Annotated in this window: 16 protein-coding genes, 1 tRNA gene and 1 pseudogene; 11 read left to right on the top strand and 7 right to left on the bottom strand. The window is 62.3% G+C overall.

Annotated features, from left to right (window positions below; genetic code table 11):
- Nucleotides 1-79: 79 nt before the first annotated feature.
- A pseudogene (locus NKH95_RS07995) lies at nt 80-447 on the bottom strand (four helix bundle protein).
- 26 nt (nt 448-473) lie between these two features.
- Nucleotides 474-1910: a glutamine synthetase family protein gene (locus tag NKH95_RS07990; RefSeq protein WP_023809183.1), complete on the bottom strand. Its 1437-nt coding sequence runs from the start codon at nt 1908-1910 to the stop codon at nt 474-476.
- Between the two features lie 163 nt (nt 1911-2073).
- On the opposite strand from NKH95_RS07990, the gene NKH95_RS07985 reads away from it, so the two are divergent.
- Nucleotides 2074-2787: an HAD family hydrolase gene (locus NKH95_RS07985; protein ID WP_023809182.1), complete on the top strand. Its 714-nt coding sequence runs from the start codon at nt 2074-2076 to the stop codon at nt 2785-2787.
- 67 nt (nt 2788-2854) lie between these two features.
- Here the strand turns inward: NKH95_RS07985 and NKH95_RS07980 are convergent, their stop codons facing one another.
- From NKH95_RS07980 to aceA, 3 genes are all read right to left on the bottom strand, one after another.
- On the bottom strand, nt 2855-3307 hold the full coding sequence (locus NKH95_RS07980; protein ID WP_023809181.1) for an ANTAR domain-containing protein: 453 nt from the start codon (nt 3305-3307) through the stop codon (nt 2855-2857).
- 230 nt (nt 3308-3537) lie between these two features.
- Nucleotides 3538-3780: an SMc00767 family acetate metabolism repressor gene (locus tag NKH95_RS07975; RefSeq protein WP_006202762.1), complete on the bottom strand. Its 243-nt coding sequence runs from the start codon at nt 3778-3780 to the stop codon at nt 3538-3540.
- Between the two features lie 59 nt (nt 3781-3839).
- Nucleotides 3840-5129 (bottom strand): isocitrate lyase, encoded by a 1290-nt coding sequence (gene aceA / locus NKH95_RS07970; RefSeq protein WP_352891291.1) that lies wholly within the window; start codon nt 5127-5129, stop codon nt 3840-3842.
- 227 nt (nt 5130-5356) lie between these two features.
- Here aceA and NKH95_RS07965 point away from each other — a divergent pair, with 227 nt between their 5' ends.
- From NKH95_RS07965 to NKH95_RS07940, 6 genes are all read left to right on the top strand, one after another.
- Nucleotides 5357-6799: a helix-turn-helix domain-containing protein gene (locus NKH95_RS07965; RefSeq protein ID WP_352891290.1), complete on the top strand. Its 1443-nt coding sequence runs from the start codon at nt 5357-5359 to the stop codon at nt 6797-6799.
- A 149-nt stretch (nt 6800-6948) separates the two neighbouring features.
- Nucleotides 6949-7899 carry a DMT family transporter gene (locus NKH95_RS07960; protein WP_352867944.1) on the top strand — a complete coding sequence of 317 codons (951 nt, stop codon included), beginning with the start codon at nt 6949-6951 and terminating at the stop codon, nt 7897-7899.
- A gap of 334 nt (nt 7900-8233) precedes the next feature.
- A complete protein-coding gene (locus NKH95_RS07955; protein WP_023809177.1) occupies nt 8234-9331 on the top strand; it encodes a polyamine ABC transporter substrate-binding protein in 1098 nt (365 codons plus the stop codon).
- 84 nt (nt 9332-9415) lie between these two features.
- Nucleotides 9416-10555, top strand: a complete 1140-nt coding sequence (locus NKH95_RS07950) for an ABC transporter ATP-binding protein (RefSeq protein ID WP_013530249.1) — start codon at nt 9416-9418, stop codon at nt 10553-10555.
- Nucleotides 10556-10563: 8 nt separating this feature from the next.
- Nucleotides 10564-11538 (top strand): ABC transporter permease subunit, encoded by a 975-nt coding sequence (locus tag NKH95_RS07945; RefSeq protein WP_352891289.1) that lies wholly within the window; start codon nt 10564-10566, stop codon nt 11536-11538.
- A 4-nt stretch (nt 11539-11542) separates the two neighbouring features.
- Complete coding sequence (locus tag NKH95_RS07940) at nt 11543-12361, top strand: ABC transporter permease (RefSeq protein WP_013530251.1); 819 nt, start codon at nt 11543-11545, stop codon at nt 12359-12361.
- A 23-nt stretch (nt 12362-12384) separates the two neighbouring features.
- Here NKH95_RS07940 and NKH95_RS07935 read toward each other — a convergent pair whose 3' ends face one another.
- Nucleotides 12385-14238, bottom strand: a complete 1854-nt coding sequence (locus NKH95_RS07935) for an AsmA family protein (protein WP_352891288.1) — start codon at nt 14236-14238, stop codon at nt 12385-12387.
- Nucleotides 14239-14528: 290 nt separating this feature from the next.
- Between NKH95_RS07935 and NKH95_RS07930 the strand changes: the two genes are divergently transcribed.
- Nucleotides 14529-16487: an acetoacetate--CoA ligase gene (locus tag NKH95_RS07930; protein ID WP_352891287.1), complete on the top strand. Its 1959-nt coding sequence runs from the start codon at nt 14529-14531 to the stop codon at nt 16485-16487.
- 268 nt (nt 16488-16755) lie between these two features.
- On the opposite strand, the gene NKH95_RS07925 is transcribed toward NKH95_RS07930, so the two are convergent.
- On the bottom strand, nt 16756-20526 hold the full coding sequence (locus NKH95_RS07925) for a PAS domain S-box protein (RefSeq protein ID WP_352891286.1): 3771 nt from the start codon (nt 20524-20526) through the stop codon (nt 16756-16758).
- A gap of 247 nt (nt 20527-20773) precedes the next feature.
- On the opposite strand from NKH95_RS07925, the gene NKH95_RS07920 reads away from it, so the two are divergent.
- The 3 genes from NKH95_RS07920 to NKH95_RS07910 all read left to right on the top strand — a co-directional run bounded on the left by NKH95_RS07920 (nt 20774) and on the right by NKH95_RS07910 (nt 24732).
- Nucleotides 20774-21232 carry a phasin gene (locus tag NKH95_RS07920; protein WP_013530255.1) on the top strand — a complete coding sequence of 153 codons (459 nt, stop codon included), beginning with the start codon at nt 20774-20776 and terminating at the stop codon, nt 21230-21232.
- Between the two features lie 358 nt (nt 21233-21590).
- A tRNA-His gene (locus tag NKH95_RS07915) sits at nt 21591-21667 on the top strand.
- Nucleotides 21668-22182: 515 nt separating this feature from the next.
- Nucleotides 22183-24732, top strand: a complete 2550-nt coding sequence (locus NKH95_RS07910; protein ID WP_023809172.1) for a caspase family protein — start codon at nt 22183-22185, stop codon at nt 24730-24732.
- The last annotated feature ends 10 nt before the right edge of the window (nt 24733-24742 follow it).

Genomic DNA, 24742 nt, shown 5'->3' with positions numbered 1-24742 from the left:
ACCCCCCTGCTCTCGACTTCAGGCCTTCTGGTGAGGTGTCGATGTGTCTTTGTGTCGTGGAGTCGGGGAGTAGGGGAGGCTATTCGGTTGCAAGTCTACGGATGAGAAGTCGAAGAAGCTTTCCCACACTTTCGGTGTTCGCCAACAACGAGGCCGTCGTCGCTTTCGGCGCGATGCCGGTGCGTTCAGCAATCAGAAGCTGAGTTCCAGTTCCTTCAACGATCCTTGAGCTATACGGAGAAACTGCAGGTACGAGCCTCGAATTTCTCTGCCATACCCCTCCGCTATGTTTGCCGGCACCGAGCTTGCAGCGCGTCGCACTTGGCTGGTCAGTCCATAAAGTTCTTCCTTTGGCCAAGATTTCGTTGCGCCGTAAATAGCCACTGCAAGGTCCATCGCCTGCTGCCAAACCAGCAAGTCCTTGTAGGAACCTGTTTTTTCGGCCATTCCTACTCCCCTACTCCCCTACTCCCCTAAACATTCAGCAACAGATACTCCCGCTCCCACGGGCTGATCACTTCCATGAAGGTCTCGAACTCCGCCCGTTTGATCGCCGCATAGGTGGCGGCGAAGGACTTGCCCAGATGCGCGCAGAGTTCCTCGTCGCCCTCGAACAGGTCGACGGCTTCGAGCAGGCCGCGCGGCAGGTCGATCTCGTCGGCATTGGCGGTGGTCAGCACGGGAGGCTCGGCCTTGATCTTGTTGGTGATGCCGATCAGCCCACAGGCAAGCGATGCCGCAAGCGCTAGATAGGGGTTGGCATCGGAGGACGGGATGCGGTTTTCGACGCGCCGAGCCGCCGGATCCGAACGTGGCACGCGAAATGCCGTGGTGCGGTTGTCATAGCCCCATTTGTTGTTGACCGGCGCCGACGCCGCCTGTGTCAGCCGGCGGTAGGAATTGACGTAGGGCGCGAACATCACCAGCGCGTTCGGCACATGCTTCTGCATGCCGCCGATAAAGTGGAAAAAATCGTCGGTTTCCGAGCCGTCAGCGGCCGAAAAGATGTTCTGTCCAGTCTTCTTGTCGATGATCGACTGATGGATATGCATGGCGGAGCCGGGTTGCCCCTGGATCGGCTTGGCCATGAAGGTGGCGTAGATCTCGTGCTTCAGCGCCGCCTCGCGAATGGTGCGCTTGAACATGAACACCTGGTCGGCCAGTTCGATCGGGTCGCCGTGGCGCAGATTGATCTCCAACTGGCCGGCGCCTTCCTCGTGTATCAGCGTATCGATCTCCAGGCCCTGGCTTTCGGAGAAATGGTAGATGTCGTCGATCAGTTCGTCGAATTCGTTGACGCCGGCGATCGAATAGCCGGCGCCGCCGCCGATCGCGCGTCCCGACCGGCCGACAGGCGGGGTCAGCGGATAGTCCGGATCGGGATTCTTGCGCACCAGGTAGAACTCGATCTCGGGCGCCACCACTGGCTTCAGGCCGAGCTTGTCATAGGCAGCCACCACACGCTTCAACACGTTGCGCGGCGTGAACTCGACTGAGCGTCCGTCCTGGTGGACGAGATCGCAGATGACCGCGGCCGTCGGGTCTTCTTCCCAGGGCACCACCGTCAGCGTCGACAGGTCCGGCATCAGTTTGAGGTCGCCGTCGTCTTCCGGGTAATGGAAGCCGTTGCCATCCTCGGGGTAGCCGCCGGAAATCGTTGTCATGAAAACTGCCGACGGCAGCGCCAGCGAGGTGTTGGAGGTGAATTTCTTCGACGGCATCATCTTGCCACGCGCGACGCCGGCCTGATCAGGCGTGATGCACTCGATATCCTCGATGCCGCGCCACTCCAGCCAGGCGCTGACTTCCTTCCAGTTCTTGACGCCCCGTTGGTTTTTCACGAAGGCAGGCGTACGGACACGTCCTCCGCGGCTCGACGGACGGACTTCCTTTTTTGCAGGCGGCATCATTCACCAGATTGGGTTGCGGATTGTGGAGTATAGCCGTGCCCCCCTGTGGAAGGGAAGGGGAGCCGCGTCGGGCATTGGCCGGTGCGGTTGAAAATCACGCCAATCGGCCTAGTTTCGGCCGTCGCAATTCCAATCGAGGCCCAAATCTTAATCGAGAAATTGAATGCGGCCCAACGGCAAACTGACGACGATCGGATTCGATGCCGACGACACGCTGTGGCAGAACGAGCAGTTCTTCCGGCTGACGGAAAAGCGCTTTGCCGCCATGCTCGTCGACCATGGCGAAGCCGAGCATATCTCGGCACGATTGCTGGAGGCCGAAAGGCGCAACCTCGCCGTCTATGGCTTCGGCATCAAGGGATTTACCCTGTCGATGATCGAGACGGCGATCGAGGTCACGCAAGGCCGCGTACCGGCCTCGGTCATAGCAGAGATTCTCGATGCCGGCCGCGAAATGCTGAGTCATCCGATCGAGGCCTTGCCGCACGCCCGCGAGACGGTCGAAAAGCTTGCCGGCGCATTCCGGCTTGTGCTGATCACCAAGGGCGACCTCTTCGATCAGGAGCGCAAGCTGGCTGGCTCTGGCCTTGGCGATCTGTTCGACGCGGTCGAGATCGTCAGCGACAAGAATGCCGCCACCTATAGGAGGATCTTCAGCCGCCACGGCGATGGTGCCGCGAAAAGCATGATGGTCGGCAACTCGCTGAAGTCGGATGTGGTGCCGGCCATCGAGGCCGGCGGCTGGGGTGTCCATGTGCCGCACGAACTGACCTGGGTGCTGGAGCACGTCGAAGCGCCGGTAACCGAATCGAGGTTCCGCCAGATATCCGATCTCGGACAACTGCCCGGATTGATCGAAAGCATCATCGATCCGTGATTGCCGGGCCTTACCTAATTTGCTCAATTCCGGACGGAAAACCGTTACACACTTTCCCGCAATTAGCTTAGCGGCCGATGAGACGATCGATCACCGGTTGCAACCGTTCGGGCGTGATCGGCTTGGCGACCACCACGTCGATGATACCAGACAGGCCCAGACTTTCCGTCGCGCCATTCTTGGTTGACAGCAGGATTACCGGTGGCAGCGATTTGCCCGAGGCGCGGCGCAACGCGGCGATGCTGGACATCAGGTTCTCGCAGTCCTTGTTGTCGGCGCCGCCGTCAAGGACAACCACACCGGGAATGAGGGACCGCAAGATCCTTGCCGCCGTGTCGGGAGATTCCGAAATCGGCTTGAGCCCGGATCGCTCGACGATCTTTGAAATCACCACGCGATTGATTGGCGATTTCCCGACGACAAGCACCTGCGACGGATCACGGATCGCCTCGGCGCTCGAGTCACGGGTCGCCAGATTCGGATGTCTTGGAGTCTCGCCTTCGCGGTTCACCGGGCACACAAGTCGGCCAAGAAGCTCGCCCCTATTTCAATGCAGAGTTGAATCCGGAGCGCAATTGGCGTGAGATCGGAGCCTATGTCAAGTTGAAATAAAAGTACCCTAAATCATCGCCGGGAGCAGTGAATTTCAAGCAACGCTACTGTACTCAACTGTCCACACGTGAGCTTGATGAAAAGAAAATTCACCTGCGCAGAGGCTGCGCAGGTGAAGGGTCGGTTGCATGGATTCGGTCAGCCGTGGCTCTGCTGCGTGACGATGACCGGGATCAGCAGATCGCCCCAGTTGCCGTCGCCGCCGTGATGTCGTGCCGAGCGCACGAGCTCGACCGAGACGCCCGCCTCGACCGCCTTCATCACCGACTGGTTGAGGCGGTGCAGGTCGTTGGCCAGCATGCGGATCGTCGCCTGCTGGTCGACGCTCATCGTCGTCGACTGTTCCTCGGCGCGTTCCTTGACGCGGCTTATCGATGCCATTGGTCTTCTCCTTGTGTTCCAAGCCCTGTTGGGCGTTTCCTCTGTATTTCTGCGGTCCGCTATTCCGCGGCTGGTTTGAACTGCGCGTGCTCGGTCGATTCATGCATGGCGGTGGTCGACGACTTGCCGCCGGTGATCGCCATAGACACGGCGTCGAAATAGCCGGTGCCGACCTCGCGCTGGTGCTTGGTCGCGGTGTAGCCATTGGCCTCGGCCGCGAACTCCGCTTCCTGCAACTCGGAATAGGCCGCCATCTGCCGTGCCTTGTAGCCGCGCGCCAGCTCGAACATGCCATAGTTGAGCTGGTGGAAGCCGGCGAGCGTGATGAACTGGAACTTGTAGCCCATGGCGCCGAGCTCCTTCTGGAATCTGGCGATCGTCGCGTCGTCGAGGTTCTTCTTCCAGTTGAACGAGGGCGAGCAATTGTAGGCGAGCAGCTTGTCGGGATGATGCTTGCGCACGCCCTCAGCGAATCTCCTGGCCTGTGCCAGGTCGGGTTTCGAGGTCTCGCACCAGATCAGATCCGCGTAAGGCGCATAGGCGATGGCGCGGGCGATGCAGGGCTCGATGCCGTTCCTGACATGGTAGAAACCTTCCACCGTGCGCCCGGCGTCGTAGTCGACGAAAGGCTGGTCGCGTTCGTCGATGTCGGAGGTGAGCAGCTTGGCGGCTTCCGCATCGGTGCGCGCGACGACCAGGGTCGGCGTGCCCATCACGTCCGCCGCCAGGCGCGCGGCATTGAGGTTGCGGATGTGCGCCGCGGTCGGGATCAGCACCTTGCCGCCGAGATGGCCGCATTTCTTTTCCGACGCAAGCTGATCCTCATAGTGGACGCCGGCGGCGCCCGCCTCGATGAAGGCCTTCATGATCTCGAAGGCGTTGAGCGGTCCGCCGAAGCCGGCTTCCGCGTCGGCAACGATCGGCGCGAACCAGGTCTCGACCGAAAGCCCGTTGCCTTCGGAGGTCTCGATCTGGTCGGCGCGCTGCAGCGTGCGGTTTATGCGCTTGACCAGTTCGGGCGCCGCATTGGCCGGGTAGAGCGATTGGTCCGGATACATCGCACCAGCCGTGTTGGCGTCGGCGGCAACCTGCCAGCCCGACAGGTAGATCGCCTTCAGCCCGGCGCGCACCTGCTGCATCGCCTGATTGCCGGACATGGCGCCGAGCGCGTTGACGAAGTCCTCCTCGTGGATCAGCTTCCACAGCCGGTTGGCGCCCATTTCGGCGAGGCTCTGGCGGATCTGCACCGAGCCGCGCAGGCGCTTCACATCCGCCGCGGAGTAGGGCCGTTCGATACCGTCGAAGCGACCTCCCGGGGCCGATGGGACGAGGTTGTAAAAATCAGTCATTGGTCACTCCGAGGGATTGCTGATCTGTGTCAAGGCGTCAAGAATTTGGGGTCGTTGGGTATGACTGGATTTACATTTCTGCGCGAAATCAGCCACATAAATCCACAAAGCTGGCAGAATATAAGAGAAAACCTGTGTTGTGTTTGACAGAGGTGCATTGTAAATTTGTCATTGTTGTAAAAGGCCAAAGCCCAGAAAATTCGTGTAAATGCTGTAAAGGACAGTCCGTGGCTGACCAGAAGATCTTCGCCGGGCCGCGCATCCGCCGCATCCGCAACGCCAAGGGCCTGACCCAGACGGCGATGGCCGAGGGTCTTGGCATTTCGCCATCCTATCTCAATCTGATCGAGCGCAACCAGCGGCCGCTGACGGTGCAGCTGATCCTCAGGCTGGCCTCCGTCTACAAGGTCGATCCACACGAGCTGCAGGGCGAGGCGAGGGGATCTGTCGCTGCCTTGAAGGAAGTGTTCACCGACCCTCTGCTGGTCGGCGAGTTGCCGGGTGATCAGGAACTGATCGAGCTTGCCGAGGCGGCGCCCAATGCGTCCGCGGCGGTGATAAAACTGTTCCGCGCCTATCGCGAGCAGGCCGAGCGCCTGTCCGATCTCAACGAGCTTTTGGCGCGCGAAGGTCGGGCGACGGCGCTTTCCGGCGCCCGCCTGCCGATCGACGAGGTGCACGAGATTTTCGAGCGCCGGCCGAACCATTTTGCTGCCCTCGAGGAGGAGGCCGCGGCGTTCACCTCGGTGCTCGATCCCGGCGACGATCTGTTCGGCGCGCTGAAGGCCTGGCTGAAGCGCGAATATGGCATCGTGGTCAAGGTGCTGCCGGTCGCGACCATGCCGAACTGGCGCCGCCGTTATGATCGTCATTCGCAGCGCCTGTTCCTGTCCGAACGGCTGTCGCCGTTCGACCAGCTGCGCGAAGTCGCGATGGAGGCCTGCCTGATCCGCATGACGGTCGCGGTCGCCGGCGAGATCCAGGCGCTCAAGCTGAGCACCGACGAGGCGCGCCGCCTGGCCCGCTTCGAACTTGGCCGTTATGCGGCGCATGCGCTGATGATGCCCTATCAGGCCTTTCATGCGGCTGCCGTGCGCGCCCGCTACGACATCGATGTCCTGCGTTCGCGCTTCGGGGTCTCCTTCGAACAGGCAGCCAACCGGCTGACCATGCTGCAGCGGCAGGGTGTCTCCGGCGTGCCGTTCTTCATGCTGGAGGTCGACAATGCAGGCAACCGCTTCCGCAAGGCCGGCAGCCAGGGGTTTCCACAAAGCCGCTTTGGCGGCGGCTGTCCCAAGCTGCCCGTGCATGTTGCCTTCACCCAACCCGGCCAGATATTTGTCGAGACGGTGGAAATGCCCGACGGCGCCGAGTTCCTGTGCATCGCCCGCACACTGGAAGGGCCGCAAGGCGCGTTCTCGGAACGCCCGCGCCGCACCGCTTTGCTGCTTGGCTGCGACATCGGCTTTCGTGACGACATCGTCTATGGCGCGGCATTACCCGGTGCGGCACTCACCGCAAAGGCCGGCAGTGTCGCGGCGACGCCGGTCGGGCCTGCCTGCCGGCTTTGCGAACGCGTCGGCTGCCTGGCGCGCGCCGAGCCGCCGGTGACGCGCCCGCTCGGCCTTGACGAGATGGTGACGGGCCTGAGTGCCTTCGATTTCCAGTAGCCGTGTTCCTCTGAAATAGGAGCAAGGTGCCACAATTGTCGCCGGCCGCTGGCTCAGTTCCGGCCTGCGCCTTTGCGTTACGCGAACAGAGCATCTTTTTGTCGTCCCTTGCGCATCGTCCCGTCCACAAAAGCCCGACAGTCGCGCTCATGATCGATACCGCATCGCCGATCGTCGCATCGCCAGCCGTCTCGCCGCGCGAGGAACGCGTCGGCATGCTTTTGGTCTTCCTGTCGGCGCTGATGTGGAGTTTCGGCGGCACCATCGCCCGCTTCATCACTGTCGGTGACAGCTGGACGGTCATTTTCTGGCGCTCCGTCTGGGCAGCCGCCTTCCTGGTCTGCTTCATGGTCTGGCGCGACGGCTGGCGTGGCACGCTGAAGCTGTTCCGCGACATGGGTCTGCCCGGCCTTGCCGTCGGGATCTGCTTTGCCACCGCATCGACCGCCTTCGTCGTGGCGCTGGCCTACACCACCGTCGCCAACATCCTGTTGATGCAGGCAGGCGTGCCGCTTCTGGCGGCGCTGTTTGCCTGGGCATTGTTCCGCGAAAGGGTTGGTGCCGCGACCTGGGTGGCGATTGCCGCCGTCATTGCCGGCGTCGCCATCATGGTGTCGGAATCGCTTGATGGCGCCGTCTCGCCCATAGGCGATGGGCTGGCGCTGTTGATCGCGGTCATGTTCTCGGTCGCCACCGTCATCACCCGGCGGTTTTCCGGCGTGCGCATGACGCCGGCGACGTGCCTCGGCACCATGCTCGCGGCCGGCTTTGCCGTCTCGCAGGCATCGACCTTCGCCGTGTCGGTCAGCGACATGGGCTTTCTGTTTGCCTTCGGCGTGGTCAATCTCGGTCTCGGCCTCGCCTTCTTCGCCACCGGCGCGCGGCTGATACCGGCGGCCATCGCGGCGCTGCTCGGCACGTTCGAACCGATCCTCGGTCCGATATGGGTCTGGCTCATCCATTCCGAGGTGCCGTCGGGGCGCACCATCATCGGTGGCGCGGTGGTTGTCACGGCGCTGCTCGTCCATATCGGGCTCGAATTCAAGCGCCAGGCACGGCCCGAACGCGCCGGGGTCACCGGGGTGCCGTCGCCTAATTGAAGCGGCCTGCAGCTTTGCCATTGACAACGTCGCTGCAGCACGGGCAGGCTGGGAATACGGCAACAACAAGACAGGCGTATCTTGCCAAGTCTCCCAGCCGGTCCGATCGAGACCGGACCATATCGTCGTATCTCTGCCCGCGCCACGGCGAAAGCCTATGACGGTATGCCTCCCAGGCCGCCTCAGGGGCATCGAGCCATCTCATCGAACCGCCTGCATGGTGTCGGCAGTTCGCGCTTGTCGCCCCTTGGAAAGCTCAATAGTCTGAAGAAAATGCCGGTCGCGCTGATATCGCGACGAGCCGGTGAAGGAACACTCATCAAAGGAGAATAGCATGATCCGCAAAGCGCTCTGGCTTTCGGCTACCTCGGCATTCCTGACACTTTTCACCGTCGGCGGTCACGCCGCGGATCGTGTCGTCAACGTCTTCAACTGGTCGGACTACATCGACAGTTCGATCATCGACGATTTCACCAAGGAAACCGGCATCAAGGTCGTCTATGACACCTTCGATTCCAACGAAATCCTGGAAACCAAGCTGCTTGCCGGCGGCAGCGGCTACGACGTCGTCGTGCCCAGCGGCAACTTCCTCGCGCGCCAGATCCAGGCCGGTGTGTTCCAGAAGCTCGACAAGTCGAAACTGCCCAACATTTCCAACATGTGGGATACGGTTACCGAGCGCACCGCCAAGTACGACCCCGGCAACGAATACTCGGTCAACTACATGTGGGGCACGGTTGGCATCGGCTACAACATCAAGAAGGTGCAGGCGGCACTCGGCACCGACAAGATCGACAGCTGGGATGTCTTCTTCAATCCCGATAGCCTGGCCAAATTGAAGGACTGCGGTGTCTACGTGCTGGACTCGCCGGCAGATATCATCCCGGCGGCTCTGAAATATCTTGACCTCGACCCGAACAGCACGTCACCCGATGATATCGCCAAGGCCGAGGAGACCTTGCTCAAGGTCCGGCCTTACATCAGGAAGTTCCATTCCTCCGAATACATCAACGCGCTCGCCAACGGTGATATCTGCCTGGCGGTCGGCTGGTCGGGTGACGTGTTCCAGGCCCGCAACCGCGCGGTCGAGGCCAAGCAGGGCGTCGAGATCGGCTATTCCGTGCCGAAGGAGGGCGCTCAGATGTGGTTCGACCAGATGGCGATCCCTGCCGATGCGCCGCATGTCGCGGAGGCGCTCGAGTTCATCAACTACATGATGAAGCCGGAAGTTATCGCCAAGTCGTCGAACTACGTGCTCTACGCAAACGGCAACAAGGCCTCGCAGCAATTCGTCGACAAGGCATTGTTGGAGGATCCTTCGGTTTATCCCGATGCCGAGACCATAAAGAAGCTCTACACCGTCTCGCCGTACGATCCCAAGACCCAGCGCGTCATCACGCGCACCTGGACCAAGATCGTCACTGGCCAGTAAGCAATCCGACACGGTCCCGGCAGCCACCTGCCGGGACCGTTTCTACCTGGGGCAAGAAGCAAGAAAATCAGGACGGAGTGGGACATGAAATCGCTTGGCAGCATCCGCAGGGATTTTGCACCGTGGAACGACCCGAATGCCAAGCCGTACATCCAGTTCGACAACGTCACCAAGAAGTTCGGTGACTTCACCGCCGTCAACAATCTGTCTCTGACCATCTTCGAGCGCGAGTTCTTCGCGCTGCTCGGCGCCTCCGGTTGCGGAAAGTCGACGCTGCTCAGGATGCTCGCCGGCTTCGAGGAGCCGACAGCCGGCCGCATCCTGCTTGACGGCCAGGACCTGCGCGGCATCCCGCCCTATCGGCGGCCGGTCAACATGATGTTCCAGTCCTATGCGCTGTTCCCGCACATGACGGTCGAGAACAACATCGCCTTCGGCCTCAAGCAGGACGGCATGCCGAAGCCCGAAATCGCATCGCGCGTTGCCGAGATGCTGAAGCTGGTCAAACTCGAGCAGTTCGCCAAGCGCAAGCCGCACCAACTATCCGGCGGCCAGCGCCAGCGCGTCGCGCTCGCCCGCTCGGTCGCCAAACGGCCGAAAGTGCTGCTGCTCGACGAGCCGCTTGGCGCTCTCGACAAGAAGCTGCGCGAAGAGACGCAGTTCGAACTGATGGACCTCCAGCAGAACCTCGGCCTGACCTTCGTCGTCGTCACCCACGACCAGGAAGAGGCGATGACCATGGCCGATCGCATCGCCATCATCGACAAGGGCGAGGTGATGCAGGTGGCAACGCCGGCCGAAGTCTACGAGGCGCCGGGGTCGCGCTTCGTCGCCGGCTTCGTCGGCAATGTGAACATGTTCGAGGGCAAGATCGCGCGTGGCGAGGCCGGCAGCGCCAGTATCGACGCCGGCAACGGCATCACCATCCGCACCGACAATGCCGGGACGGCCGGCGCCGGGACGGCCGTCACCTTCGCCATCAGGCCCGAAAAGATCAAGGTGTCGTCGAAAAAGCCGGCCGAGGCGGTCAACGCCATCGAGGGCGAGGTCTACGACATCGCCTATCTCGGCGACATGACCGTCTATCATGTCAGGCTGGACGACGGCCAGGTGGTGCGCGCCAGCACCATGAACGCGGCCCGCATCACCGAGGATCCGTTGAGCTGGAACGACCGCGCCTGGGTTTCCTTCCGGCCCGACGCCGGCGTCGTGCTGACGCGGTAGGGGCGACCATGTCGAGCGCCGCCGTCACCACCGCATCAGCCTCTCCGACGACCAATGCCGGCAAATCCATCCTCGCCAGGCTGGGTGCTGCCTTCGTTGGCCGACTGGTCATCATCATCCCTTATGTCTGGCTGCTGTTCTTCTTCCTCATTCCGTTCGTCATCGTCTTCAAGATCTCGCTGTCGCAGACGGCGATCGCCATTCCGCCCTATACGCCAGCACTCGATTTCAGCGGCGGCGTTTCCGGGTTCCTTGCCCAGTTGAAACAACTCAGTCTCGACAACTACACCTGGCTGACGCAGGACGCGCTCTACTTCAATGCCTATGTGACCAGCGTCATCATCGCCGCGGTCTCGACGGTCCTGACATTGCTCGTCGGCTATCCCATCGCCTACGGCATGGCTCGCGCGCCGGCGACGATCCGCCCGACTTTGCTGATGCTGGTGATCCTGCCGTTCTGGACCTCGTTCCTGATCCGCGTCTATGCCTGGATCGGCATTCTCAAGCCCGAAGGACTGCTCAATCAGCTGCTGCTCGCCACCGGCGTCATCCACCAGCCGCTGATCATCCTCAACACCTATACGGCGATCTTCATCGGCATCGTCTATTCCTACCTGCCGTTCATGGTGCTGCCGCTCTATTCCGCGCTTGAGAAGATGGACTATTCGCTGATCGAGGCAGCCAAGGATCTCGGCTGTCCGCCGACCAGCGCGTTCTGGAAGATCACCTTCCCGCTATCGCTGCCCGGCGTCATCGCGGGCTGTCTGCTGGTGTTCATTCCGGCCGTCGGCGAGTTCGTCATTCCCGATCTGCTCGGCGGATCGCAGACGCTGATGATCGGCAAGACGTTGTGGAACGAGTTCTTCGCCAATCGCGACTGGCCGGTATCGTCGGCCGTCGCCGTCGTCCTGCTGTTGCTGCTGATCGTGCCGATCATGCTCTTCCAGCGGGCCCAGGCGCGCGCTCAGGAAATGGACAGGTGACCTCATGAACGCCACCTGGAGCCGCTTCAACATCACCTCGATCGTGCTTGGATTTGCCTTTCTCTATCTGCCGATCGTGCTGCTCATCGTCTTCTCGTTCAACGAATCGAAACTGGTCACGGTCTGGGGCGGTTTCTCGACCAAATGGTACGTCTCGCTGTTCCACAACCAAGGCCTCATGGACGCGACCTGGGTGACGGCGCGTGTTGGCCTGATCTCGGCCACGGTTGCGACGGTGCTGGGCACCCTGGCGGCACTCACCTTGACCCGCTACACGCGCTTCAAGGGCAGGGTGCTATTCTCCGGCATGGTCTTTGCGCCGCTGGTCATGCCGGAAGTCATCACCGGCCTGTCGCTGCTGCTGCTCTTTGTCGCCGTCGGGCTCGACCGCGGCTTCCTCACCGTGACGCTCGCCCACATCACGCTGACCATGTGCTTCGTCGCCGTGGTCGTGCAGTCGCGCCTCATGACCTTCGACCGCTCGCTGGAAGAAGCCGCGATGGATCTTGGCGCAACGCCGGTGAAGACCTTCTTCCAGATCACATTGCCGGTTATCATGCCGGCGATCGTCTCCGGCTGGATGCTGGCTTTCACCCTTTCGCTCGACGATCTGGTCATCGCCAGCTTCACCTCCGGGCCGGGCGCGACGACGCTGCCGATGAAGATCTACAGCCAGGTTCGCCTCGGCGTGACACCGGAAATCAACGCCGCCTGCACCATCCTGATCGCTGTCGTGGCGATTGGCGTCATCATCGCCTCGCTTGCCAACAAACGGCGTGAGGTGCAGCGCCAGCTCGACGAGCAGGCCGCGCAGCGCGGGTGAAAGACAGAAGGCGCGGTGGCGGCCTATTCCCCCGAAACGCCGCGGCTGATCGGGGAAATGAACGGCGTGCTCCAGGTTCCGCCGACGAAGAACGACGACTGGTTGGGACCTTGCTGGCCGTTGGCCTGCGTTGCCGCCTGGTCTGGCTGAATGACGCCGCCGGACAAGGCCAGTCCGCGCCCGGCGTAGGACGCGATGCCGGACAGCCAGATCTTGTACTTCGCTGAATTGGCCTCGGCCTTGTCGAGCCGCGCCACGCCCTTCGAAATGGTGGCCTTGATCTCGGCGCCGTCGATCGGCAATGTTCCGTCAGAGACATCGTCGAGCGCGAAGAAGCCGCCCTGTTCGGTATGTTTGAGGAAGGCCGGCAGGTTGAGCTTGCTCAACGCACCCGGCCCGAAGGTCGCCGAGACCGAGCCGTCGGCATTGTCGAAGATGGAATCCCAGGTTCTGCCCGGCCCCTTGAGGATCACCGAGACGGTGCCCGTGCCGACCGGCACCAGCCGCGTCATCCCTGCCGCCGTACCGAAAGCACCGCCGTCGATGTCGGACGCCAGAAGGCGGATTTCGACCTGCGAGCCTTCCGGCTTGCGATCGAAGCGAAGGCTGGTCTGGATGTTGCCGCCGAAGGCCGAGGCATCGGAGATGTCGAAGACGGACAGACCATCCTTGACCTGGGCGGTGGCGGCGACGTCGGCGAGCTGGATCGGCCCCGCCGTGGCGTGCGCCGCCGACAGCCTGAGATCGAGATTGATCTTGTCGGCGAAACTTGTGTCGATTTCGCCGGGCCCCGCCCCTCCGGTCGGCACCAGCGGGGTGAAGGCTGACAGAAACGATCTGAGGTCGAGCGTGTCGAAGGCGAGCGTGCCGGAGATTACCGGTTGTGCTTCACCAAGCGAGAGGTCCAGCGCACCCATCCCCGGATTGTTGTCGAGCGCAATCGCCGTGTTGTCGAACTTGACGCGCCCGCCGGTCGCGGTGATCTTGCTCGAAATGCTGACCGAGCCGATCGCCGCACCCGGAGCGATGCCGGCCTGCGACCATTCCAGGACACGCCGCAGCGAGGGTGCCGAGAACTTCGCCTGACCGTCGAAATAGGTATTTTCAGACATGCTGGCCGTGCCGTCGAACGAGAAGGTGGCGGGTGCCGCCTTGAAGGACAGCGTCAGCGGCGCCGTGCCGCCAGCAAACAGCACAAGCGGTCTGGCCGAGGCGACGTCCAGCGCGACGCTTTCGCCCCGCCAGATCCCTGTTGCCGACAGCGTCGCATTGCTGTTCATCGCCGCCCAATTCGCCTGACCGTTCAAACTGCTCAGGATCTCGACGTCCTTGCCGCCGATGGAGGCGACCATACGGCCGTCGCGAAACTCGACCGTGCCGAAGGTGTCGGTAGGCAGCTTGTCGAGGTCCGGCTTGGCGGGGTCGGCATTGACCACGCCGCGCGCCGTGTCGATGGAACGCGTGATGCGCCCGCCGGTGGGGACAGCGGGCAGGAAAAGGCCGGCAGGTGTGCGCTGGACCCGGATCGTCGGCCGCACCAGCCGCGCCGTCGAAAACACCACGTCGCCGCGCAGCGCCGCCATGGCGGAAAGGTCGACCTCGACCCGTTCTGCCTCGACCACAGGCGGCGCCTCGGTGTCGGTCCATTGTGAAAGCGTCACATCGGTCAGGATTGCCCGGAATGTCGGCCAGACCTCGATGCGCGGCGAACCGTCGATGGCGACCCGGAAGCCGCTCCACGCGCTCATTTCCCAGGCGATGCGGTCGCGCACGATACGGGTGGAGGCGATCAGCGGCAGGGCGGCAACGACCAGCGCGACGACGATCACGGCAGCGCCGATCGCCCATATTCCGCGCCGGATCATAGATGATGGCATATGGCCCCGTATGCTTCCATTCCGACAAATCGCCCGACGGGTGTAACCCAGTCGTCACCACGACTTCCAGTCGTCACCACGACCCCCAGTCGTCACTACGACTGCAGTCGTGACCACACTTCCGGCCGCCACCACGACTTCAAGTTGTCACTACGACTTAGGGCTGAGGCATTTCAAGTCTTTATGGCCCGGCGATGGCATTTGCGCACATCTGGTCGCATCAGCCGAACAAAATCTTGCTCTGCTGCGCTGCGATATGCATAAGCGATGGCGACCGTGGAGGAACGATTATGGCTGCCGGACAACCGCTCTGGACCCCGACGCAAGACCAGATTGACGCAGCACCCTTGACCGCCTTCACCAAGGCCGCCGGAGTGAAAGCCGGCGTAGCGTTTTCCTCGTATTCGCAGCTTCACGCCTGGTCGGTCGAGGACCGTGAAGGGTTCTGGAGCCTGATCTGGGATTTCTGCGGCATCGTCGGCGACAAGGGCGATAACCTGCTCGTCGACGGCGACAAGATGCCCGGCGCTTCTTTCTTTCCCGATGCGACACTGAATTTCGCCGAGAATCTGCTGAAGAAGACCGGCTCAGGCGACGCAATCGTGTTTCGCGGCGAAGACAAGGTCGAGCGCCGGCTGTCCTGGAACGAGTTGCACGCGCTGACCTCGCGGCTGCAGCAGCTTTTCCTGTCGCTCAAGGTGAAGAAGGGCGACCGCATTGCCGCCATGATGCCCAACATGCCGGAGACCGTCGCCGCCATGCTGGCCGCCGCCTCGATCGGTGCCGTCTGGTCGTCCTGCTCTCCCGATTTCGGCGAGCAGGGCGTGTTCGACAGGTTCGGCCAGATCGAGCCCGTCGTCTTCATCGCGCCGGATGGTTATTGGTACAATGGCAAGGCGATCGAAGTCGCCGACAAGATCGCCGCGGTCGCGGCCAAGCTCGGCACTGTCCGCAAGATCCTGGTCGTCAACTATCTCGGCACATCGAGCGATGTCGCCGGGACCATCGACAAGGCGGTAGCGCTGGAAGAGGCGCTGTCGCCCTTCGCCGGCAAGCCTGTCACTTTCGAGCCGCTGCCGTTTTCGCATCCGCTCTACATCCTGTTTTCGTCGGGAACGACCGGCATTCCCAAATGCATCGTCCATTCGGCCGGCGGCACGCTGATCCAGCATGTCAAGGAACACCGGCTGCATGCCGGTCTCACCGATGGCGACCGCTTCTTCTACTTCACCACCTGCGGCTGGATGATGTGGAACTGGCTGGTGTCGGGGCTCGCTTCGGGTGCCACGCTGCTGCTCTATGACGGTTCGCCCTTCTATCCCGACGGCAATGTGCTGTTCGATTTCGCCGATGCCGAGAAGATGACCTTTTTCGGCACCTCGGCCAAGTTCATCGATTCCGTGCGCAAGGCTGGTCTCAAGCCGATCCGCACGCATGATCTGGCCACTGTGCGGGCAATCTCCTCCACCGGCTCGCCGCTGTCGCCGGAAGATTTCCGCTTCGTCTATGACGGCATCAAGAAGGACGTGCATCTGGCCTCGGTCTCCGGCGGCACCGACATCGTCTCCTGCTTCGTGCTCGGCGTGCCGACGCAGCCGGTCTGGACCGGCGAGATCCAGGGACCCGGCCTCGGCCTGGCAGTCGATGTCTGGGACGACGACGGCAGGCCGGTCCGGCAGGAAAAGGGTGAGCTGGTCTGCGCAAAAGCCTTTCCGGCGATGCCGATCGGCTTCTGGAACGACCCCGATGGCAAGAAGTACCGGGCGGCCTATTTTGAACGCTTCGACAATGTCTGGTGTCATGGCGATTTCGCCGAATGGACCGAGCATGGCGGCCTCATCATCCATGGCCGCTCCGACGCCACGCTCAACCCGGGCGGGGTGAGGATCGGCACGGCGGAGATCTACAATCAGGTCGAGCAGATGCCTGAGATCCTGGAAGCACTGTGCATCGGACAGGACTTCGACAACGACGTGCGCGTCGTACTGTTCGTGCGCCTGTCCGCCGGCGTGCAGCTCGACGAGAATCTGGAAAAACGCATCCGCGCCAAGATCCGCAGTGGCGCCAGTCCCCGCCATGTCCCGGCCAGGATCGTTGCCGTGTCGGATATTCCCCGCACCAAGTCGGGTAAGATCACCGAACTCGCGGTGCGCGATGTCGTGCATGGCCGCGCCATCAAGAACAAGGAGGCACTCGCCAATCCAGAGGCGCTCGAGCTGTTCAAGAACCTGCCTCAGCTGGCCGAGTAATTGGCAGCCGGCATGGTTAACGAAATATCTCGCTAGAATTTACCTAGATTTCATGAGTGGTACACATTCGTAAATTTTCCGGCGCCCCGGTAAGGAGTTGTTAAGGTCCGGCGTCGATAGTCGCAGGTAACTTGAGGGAGAAATCCCGTTCCTCAGCCCCGAGGATCCGAATTCGCTCAAGCCCCCGTTGTGACAGCAATCCCATCTCTTAAGGCGTCCTTTGGGCGCCTTTTCTTTTTATCGGGACCGAACCGCGGAGAGGGCTGACCTATTCCGCGAGCACACGGGTCGACGGAAAAGCCACCTCGACCAGGGTGCCTTCGCCCGGTGTCGAATTGATGGTGAACCGGGCACGGTTGGCTTCCACCATCGCTTTGGTCAACGGCAGTCCAAGCCCGGTCCCGTCGCCGCGTCCGCGCTTCAGGGCGTTGATCTGCTTGAACGGCTTCAGCGCCTGCTCGATCTCGGCATGGCTCATGCCGATGCCGGTGTCGCGCACCCGCATGACGACGTCGCCCGACGTCTCATAGGCGGTCGAGACGATCACCTGGCCGCCGGCCTGGGTGTAGCGGATGGCATTCGACAGGATGTTGAGCGCGATCTGGCGCACGCTGCGCAGGTCGGCCACCACTTCCGGCAGCCGCGAAGCGAAGCTGGAGCGGATGATGACCCGTTCACGGTTGGCCTGCGGCTGCATCATCGCCACCGTTTCGGCCAGCGTGTCGTTGAGCGACACCGCCTCATAGGCCATCTCCTGCTGGCCAGCCTCGATCTTGGAGATGTCGAGCAGGTCGTTGACCAGGTCGAGCACATGATTGCCCGAGCGGTTGATATCGCGCAGATAGTCGCGGTAGCGGTCGTTGGCGACAGGTCCGAATTTCTCGTCGACCATCAATTCCGAAAAACCGATGATGGCATTGAGCGGGGTGCGGATCTCGTGGCTGATGCGGGCCAGAAAATCGGTCTTCTGCGAGGACGCGCGCTCGGCCACCGCACGTGCCTGCGTCAAGTCCTCTTCGGCCCGCTTCCACTGCGTGATGTCGCGAACGACGGCGCAGAAGCCGCTGTCGTTGGGCAGCCGGCCGATGGTCATGAACAGCGGAATGAAGCGTCCTTGCGATTCGCGCCCGATCACCTCGCGGCCGTCGTTCATGACACTCGCCACGCCGGGCTCGGACAGCCCATTGAGATAGTCGCGTGCCGCGCGCTGGCTTTCAATCGCAAACAGCGAGGCGAACGGCTTGCCGGTCACATCGTCGCTGTCGAAGCCGAACAGCGCTTCAGCCGGCCGGCTGATCGATCGGATGGTGCCGTCACGGCCGATCAGCACGACGCCGTCGGTGGCGGTGTCGATAATGGTGCGCATCTCGGCGATGCGCACCTTGAGCTCGGAAATGTCCGGCTGCGTCTGCTCGTCGCCAACCACATGCAGGCTCGGCGGCGCATCATCCTCGCCGGAGCGTCGCACGACCAGCATCAGCGCCTTGCCGTCGCGCCAGGGGACAGAGCGCAAAATGGCCTCGATCGGAAATTCTTGTCCGTCACGCGTTTTCAGCCGCAGCGCGTGATCGGTGCCGTCGGAAACGCCGTCCTCGGCATAGGGGTCGGCAAACAGCGCGCCGAGGCCGCCGGCATCCGCCAGATCGTCAAGCGCCTCGTAACCCGTCAGGCTGAGGAATTCCTCATTCGCATAGTGCAACTGGTCCCCGGAATGGATGAGCAGCGGCACGGGCAGCTTGCCGAGCAGCGACGTGTCCGGAGCCTTGTGTTCATCTCCGGTGGAAAACGCCGATGGCACGAATCCTTCGGTCTTGAGCGGCGGAACCCGCAGGCGAGGGCGCTCGACGCGTATTTCCGCAGCGTCGCCTGCATTGACGACTTCCTCGGCAACCGCCTGCTCGTCGGGCGGCGCGGCTTCCTCGTCGGGCTGCGCCCAATCCTCACTGTCTTCGGCATCGCGAAAATCCGCTGACGTCATGCTGTCGTCATCGAGGCCATCATGTGTCGCGTCAGTGGCTTCAGGCTCTTCGCCGGGCGAAACGGCAGCGGTGTTCTCTGGTTCCGCCGCCGCGGGGCCACGTTCGTCATCTTGGCCGGCATAGTCGAGCAACGAGCCCGTCACATTCATCCCAGGGGGGGCTTCACGAGCCGCTTCGTCCGCGTGACCGTCAAGCCGTACCAGATCCCGCTCGTCTTCGGCATCGACATCGGGTGGCTCGACCGGTTCGTTCTCTGGCCCTGACGCAGGGATGACGCCGCTGTGCATCGGGTCGTCGGACGGCTTGACCGGAGCCTCGGCCTCCGCTGTCGACGCCTCCGCAGTCTCAGCCTCAGGCGGCTCGACCGGAGCACTATCCTTCTTCAGCCGCTCGCCGATTTCGCGGAACGCGCTGCGTTCCAGGGTCGACAGGCCCTTGTCGTTGGCTGGCTGGCGATGTTCGGCGAGCCGGATCACCTTGTCGGCAAAGCGCCGCTCCTGTTTCGGCACGATGGTCAGCGCAGGCACCTCGCCCTTGAACGGATCCGATGCCTGCGTGTCCTCGGCCTTAGGCTCCTCGGCGTTCGGCTGTTCGGGCGCGGGTTGGATGGCTTGCGGTTCCGGCGTTGCCGGTGCCTGGCTATTGGGCACCAGCGCCATGCCGATGGCCTCCGGATCGACGACCGCGTCGCTGGCGCGGGCGACGCCGAAGCCGCGGAAACCCTCGAAGGCGCGGCTGCGCCCATAGACAGGCAGCGCCGCCAGGTCGACCGGTATCATCAGATCGGTGCCGACGACCGGCCACAGCACGGAGCGCCCGGACCAGGTATCGCGCCGTTCGAGAAGCCCCGATATCTCGCCGGAGGGGTCGAGGCCGAATGTAGCGGCGACATCCCTGAAGCGTCGGCCTATTACGTCGGCCGCCGGCTTGCCGACGATGTCGGCGAATTCCGGCGACAGCGCGCTGAACTTGCCTTCGGCATCGGTGCGCCAGACGAAGCGCACCGGCGCCGCTGCGCGGTCCATCGCCGAGACGGTCGTCGGCGTGGCCGCGGAAGTGGACTGGATTTCAAGGGCCCCCGGTTCGGCCGGAGCTTCAGGTCCGGGCGCGGCAGGTCGCGGCGCCTGTTGCCCTCCGTCCTCGCCAGCGTTGAAGTACCAATGGTCGTGCTGCGCCGGCGTGCGCTCCAATGCCGGCTGATCGCTGTTGGCCGCTGTCGGCGTCTGTACGGTCGCGTCGGCGATCGCATGCGGCCGCGATCCGGCGACGTCCTCGGTCGGCAGCGAGGCGCCTGGTTCGTCGGTCTCTGCGCCCTGTTCCGGCCGGGAGGCCGCGTCGCCAGCCGGTGCTGCCTCGGCAATGGTTTGCGTAGGATGTTCGCCCGCAGGGGCGGTGTCGTCGAGCTGGTCCTCGTCGATCACCACCAGCAGATGCCGCTCCTCGGTCAATCTTGCCAGCCCCGCTGGATAGGAGGCCGTGCCGCCGGGGACAAGGCGCTTGACGATGCGGTCGCTCTCGGCTGCGACGTCGGCAACCAGTGCCGCCAGCGTCTCCGGCAGGATGCCCAGTGCCGAAAATCCTTCCGAGGCCGCCTCGACGCTGCCCCTGGCATCGACAAAGGCGATGAAATGACCATCCTCGGTGAAGCCGCTAATGGCGCGCGCGGCGATTTCGCTGGCATTGCGTGACCCGGTCTGAGCCGCCGGGACTGCCAGCATGATCGCCTTTTCGGCGTCCGGCATGGTCACCGCACTGGCCAGGAAGCCGACGGCGCGGCTGGTCATTCCGGTCGCCAGCCGCACCATGATGGCGCGGTCACTGCCAATCTCGGGAAATCCGCTGGTCGCCATGATCTGGCGCCTGGCGATCACGGGCAACTGCGCCGAGGCGCCGATGATCGCCTCGATGTCGGGATACCCGAACATCGCGGCTCCTGGCCCGTTGGCCCAGATCACCTGCTCCAGATCCGCCGACAGGATCGCGATCGCGTCGCCTGCCGCAAAGCGCTGGCGGACCGCGTCGAGCACGGCGACATCGAGGAAGGAGTATTCGGACGGCATGCGCTTGGCGGACCTCACGGAGCGGCGATTTTGCAGTTAACGCTTTGTTAATAAAAGCCGGAGGCGCGAAGGTCCACAAGCCAGAACGTGCAAAGGCCGGAATCTGGGCTCTTGGTTAACGGCCCAAAGAAATTTATGGTGCACTGCAACAAAGATATTGCAATGCACAAAATTTGCCTTTATATTGCCATCATACATGAACGAGACGGCTTTCTGTCAAAGCCGCTGCCGCTGAAAAGGATGGAAAATGTCCAGGACCAAGACCGCCGAGACGATCGAAAACGTTGAATTCCCGAGCTTCGACGCTTCCAAGGCCACCGACCAGATCCGCGCTTTCGCCGAAAAGGGCGTTGAGCAGTCGAAAGAGGCCTACGCCAAGCTGAAGACCGGCGCCGAGGAGACCCAGAAGGCTCTGGAGTCGACCTACGAGACCGCCAAGACCGTTTCCAACGACCTGTCGCTCAAGACCATCTCCGCTTTGCGTGCCAATGCCGAGGCCGGTTTTTCCCACCTCGAGGCCCTGATCGGCGCCAAGTCGCTGTCGGAAGTCGTCGAGCTGCAGACCGCCTTCCTGCGCAAGCGCGTCGAATCGACCGTCGAGCAGGCCAAGGACTTCCAGGCCGTTGCCTCCAAGGCGGCCGAGGACGTCTCCAAGCCGATCAAGACCGCCTTCGAGAAGGCGATGAAGGAAATCAAGGTTGCCTAACATTTGCGCATGATCGGAAGATGCAACAAAAGGTCGCATTTTCTTAAAAACGATCGGGTGTATGATGGCAGCCATCAAGGAATACCCGGTGAGTGGAACCTCCTCCCTCTGCTCCCCGGGGTGACCAGCCAGCACCTCCTCCCGCTGGCTCGTAACAGGAAAAGGCCGGCACCTCCTCCCGCCGGCCTTTTTCTTTGTCCGGCGCCTGGTCTTCTTGCCAGGCAAATGCCGCGTCGATGTGGGGAAGTGACCTTTGCTTTCCAAAAGCCTTGAATTAGAATCCATAAGCCCGTAAGGACGCATCGCCGAACGACAGAGCGGGCGGATGAGTTTCTGTTTCGATCCGCTCGGGCAACGTGCCGTTGTAGCTCAGATGGTTAGAGCGCCGGATTGTGGATCCGGAGGTCGCTGGTTCGATCCCAGCCAACGGTACCATCGGTTTTCCAGTAAGTAATTGAATTTATTGTAAAAGTTTACCTTTGGGACATAATTTGTATCACAGTAGGTCTCACAATGTGTATCACAAATAGGAACTGGGTGCGCTCGGAAGCGACGCGAAGTGATTGATACCAAAAAGCTTTTTTGCGACACGCGATGATCATTGTCGGAAACCGCAGGATTCTTGGCGAAGAAAATCGAACCGGAAAGGCTTCGGTGGACCGCTTCCCGTCCACCGTGGGAGCCGATGGATGGCATCAGGCGCACCCGTCGTTGGATTGGGACTTGGCGGGTGCGTCGGATCCAGACAGCCATGCCGGCGCCGTTTGACACTCATTGCGGATGGCTCGGCTCTGAGGTAATTTAGATCCTGATCGGATGGGAAAGTGCCTGCTGTCGCGACGGTTTTTTGTTTTCTGTTCCTGTCTCGGCTGATTGTGAGCTCTTTAACAGCCTTGATACCGCAACCTTGGGGGCTTGTGGTCATCAGGTAGCGACGGTGGAAACAGGCCATGCTCCGACTTTGCGGATTCATCGCGGTCTTCTTCGTAGCGGCCCTTACGACCTTCGATGCGTCGGCCGATCGACGGGTCGCCCTGGTGATCGGCAATTCCGACTACCGGCAATTCCCGGCGCTGAAGAACCCGGTCAAGGATGCCGAGGACGTCTCCAAGACGTTTCGACTGGCAGGGTTCGAAGTTTTCGTTGCAAGCAATCTCACCAAGCTGCAGTTCGAAGAGCAGTTCCGCAATTATCTTGCCGCGATCGATGGCGCCGACCTCGCCGTCGTCTACTATTCCGGTCACGGTTTCCAGATCGGCGGCGAAAACTTCCTGATTCCCGTCGATGCCTCGTTGAAGCAGGCGGCGGACATCGAGGTCCAGGCCATCAAGCTCAACGATGTCCTGGAACAGATGCGTTCGAAATCGAAGATCCAGGTGATCGTCCTCGATGCCTGCCGCAACAATCCGTTCCCGCGCAAGAATTACTGGCTGAGAGACCAGCTTATCACCTCCGGCAACGCCGGGCTCGCGCAGGTCAGAAGCTCGCTGAACACGCTCATTGCCTTTGCCACCGAGCCTGGGGCGGCGGCCTATGACGGCAGCGGCGACCTCAGTCCGTTTTCGGCGGCGTTTTCCCGTCGCGCGCTGGCCCCGAACCAGGAGATCCGCACGGTCATGGCGGCGGTGCGCCGGGATGTGGTGGAGGCAACAAAAGGCCTGCAGGTTCCCTGGGAGAACTCGTCGCTGATCGACGAAGTGGTGCTGATGCGCCGCAGCAACCGCCCCTCGCTGCCGCCGGTGCTGGAGAAAATCGTGTTGTCGGGAGTGGGCCCAGTCGATCTCGGCCTGCCGGAACCGGTCGATGTCGACGGCGGAACGATCACCGTGAGCATCGAGAGACCACCTGCTCTCGGCCGCCTCATGCTGGACGGCGAACCTGTCGAGGTTGGCGAACCGATCCAGGGCAAGGACCTGCCGCGTTTGCAGATGGATGTGCCCAAGGGGGTCGACGCGCAGGACGAGGTGGATATGCTGGCCTACGCCACGCATGACAATTGGGGCGGTCAAAGCCAGGGCATCCTGGTGTTCCGGGTCAAAAGCGGCGAAGGCGCCCATGGCGAACAGGTCATGGCCTCGCTCGCGGCCGAGCAAAAGCAACAGGTGGTGGAGCGCGGCATTCATATCACAGGTGCCGCCGAGGCGATCGAAAACCGTGACATTGATGTTCCCGTTGGCGTGGGCCCGGTTGCGCTTAACCTGGATTTCCCGACCGACGATCCCGCGGTCAGTCTCAAAGTTTCGGCATATCCCGCGACAGGAACCCTTTCGCTCCCCGACAGAACCCTGTCACCTCAGTCCAGCCTGATGGCCGCTGAAGTCGACCGCCTGCGCTACGAACCTCAGATCGGCGTAGCCGCGCCGGTCGAGGTCGGCTTCGAAATCCGTGCGGACAGCAGTTCGTCCAAGCCCGCCACGATGAAACTGTCGCCAACCGTCGATCCGTGCGACTCCGCCGCCGGCGAGCCTCTGGACCTGCAAGGCGTCGTTCCCGGCCTGCTGCCGAACGAAATCGGCGCCGGCGCCGTGGAGGTTTGCGAAGCCGCTGTGAAGGCTTATCCCGATGTCCCACGCTTCCGCTACGAACTGGGGCGCGCGCTGCTCGCAACTGGCAAGGTCGAGGAAGCGAAGACAGCCATCGAGGAGGCCGCCAAGAAGGGACATGTGCGTGCTGTGTTCGAACTCGGCTACATGTATGCGACGGGAACCGGTCTGGTCATCGACCGCACGCAGGCCAACGCGCTTTACGCCGCGGCATCCGACAAGGGCGATCCCTACGGCATGACGTCGTGGGGCCGCGCCTTGTTCAATGGCTATGGCGTCAAGCCTGATACCGCCAAAGGTCTGGACCTGCTGCTCAAGGCGGCCGCGATGGGGCACACCTATGCCATGAACGATCTCGCCGCGATCTTCACGGAAGGCCGCAACGGCGTGACCGCCGACCCGGCCCGTGCAGTTGCCTTCCTGGAGGCCGGCGTCCAGCGACAGGACATGTATTCTATGAACCTTCTCGGCCGTAACTACCTGGCCGGCGTGGGTGTCGAAAAGGACCCCAAGCAGGCGCAGGGGCTATTCCAGAAGGCTATGGATCTAGGCCAGCCCTACGCTCCGGCCAGCCTTGCGCGCATGTACCGGGATGGCGTTGGTGTCGAGCAAAACCTCGACGAAGCGCAAAGACTGTTCGAGTTGGCCACGGCACGCGGCGATCAGTCCGGCGCATATGATCGCGCAGCGCTCGAAATGCAGAAGGGCGCCAATGCCGACCAGACGATAGCGGTGCGCTATCTGGCCTTTGCGGTCGCGCTTGATCTTCGCAAGGAATTGCCGGGTGCCCAGACGACGCTGACGAAATTCGAAGTGAAGACGAAAACGGCCGCGCTCAAGCAATTGCGTGGCGAACTCAAGTCGAAGATCCCGGCGAAGGGCTCGCTTGACGACCAACTGGTCAATGCGGCCAGAGCGGTCTGGGAGCAAGCCAATCCGCGTCGGGACTTGTTTTGATCAGTGAGGA

The organism is Mesorhizobium sp. M0848 (assembly GCF_040319805.1).
Taxonomy (GTDB): Bacteria; Pseudomonadota; Alphaproteobacteria; order Rhizobiales; family Rhizobiaceae; genus Mesorhizobium.
Note: the sequence above shows the minus strand (reverse complement) of the source record. Positions and strands in the feature narration are given on the sequence as shown.